The organism is Escherichia sp. MOD1-EC5990, from assembly GCF_002965285.1.
Classification (GTDB): domain Bacteria; phylum Pseudomonadota; class Gammaproteobacteria; order Enterobacterales; family Enterobacteriaceae; genus Escherichia; species Escherichia coli_F.
The window spans coordinates 1-756 of sequence record NZ_PTRV01000073.1; the positions used below are offsets into that span (position 1 = coordinate 1).

Annotated in this window: 1 protein-coding gene; it reads left to right on the forward strand. The window is 53.3% G+C overall.

The window, feature by feature from the left end; all coding sequences use genetic code 11:
• The first annotated feature begins 55 nt into the window (after positions 1-55).
• Positions 56-753, forward strand: a protein-coding gene (locus BEB42_RS25910; protein ID WP_103215986.1) for an IS1-like element IS1A family transposase whose coding sequence is annotated in 2 segments (ribosomal slippage) — positions 56-305 and positions 305-753 — 699 coding nt in all. Because the reading frame shifts where the segments join, the coding sequence is not laid out codon by codon here.
• Positions 754-756 lie beyond the last annotated feature (3 nt).

Below are 756 nucleotides of genomic sequence, written 5' to 3' on the forward strand. Positions count from 1 at the left end.
GGTGATGCTGCCAACTTACTGATTTAGTGTATGATGGTGTTTTTGAGGTGCTCCAGTGGCTTCTGTTTCTATCAGCTGTCCCTCCTGTTCAGCTACTGACGGGGTGGTGCGTAACGGCAAAAGCACTGCCGGACATCAGCGCTATCTCTGCTCTCACTGCCGTAAAACATGGCAACTGCAGTTCACTTACACCGCTTCTCAACCCGGTACGCACCAGAAAATCATTGATATGGCCATGAATGGCGTTGGATGCCGGGCAACTGCACGCATTATGGGCGTTGGCCTCAACACGATTTTACGTCACTTAAAAAACTCAGGCCGCAGTCGGTAACCTCGCGCATACAGCCGGGCAGTGACGTCATCGTCTGCGCGGAAATGGACGAACAGTGGGGATACGTCGGGGCTAAATCGCGCCAGCGCTGGCTGTTTTACGCGTATGACAGGCTCCGGAAGACGGTTGTTGCGCACGTATTCGGTGAACGCACGATGGCGACGCTGGGGCGTCTTATGAGCCTGCTGTCACCCTTTGACGTGGTGATATGGATGACGGATGGCTGGCCGCTGTATGAATCCCGCCTGAAGGGAAAGCTGCACGTAATCAGCAAGCGATATACGCAGCGAATTGAGCGGCATAACCTGAATCTGAGGCAGCACCTGGCACGGCTGGGACGGAAGTCGCTGTCGTTCTCAAAATCGGTGGAGCTGCATGACAAAGTCATCGGGCATTATCTGAACATAAAACACTATCAATAAGTT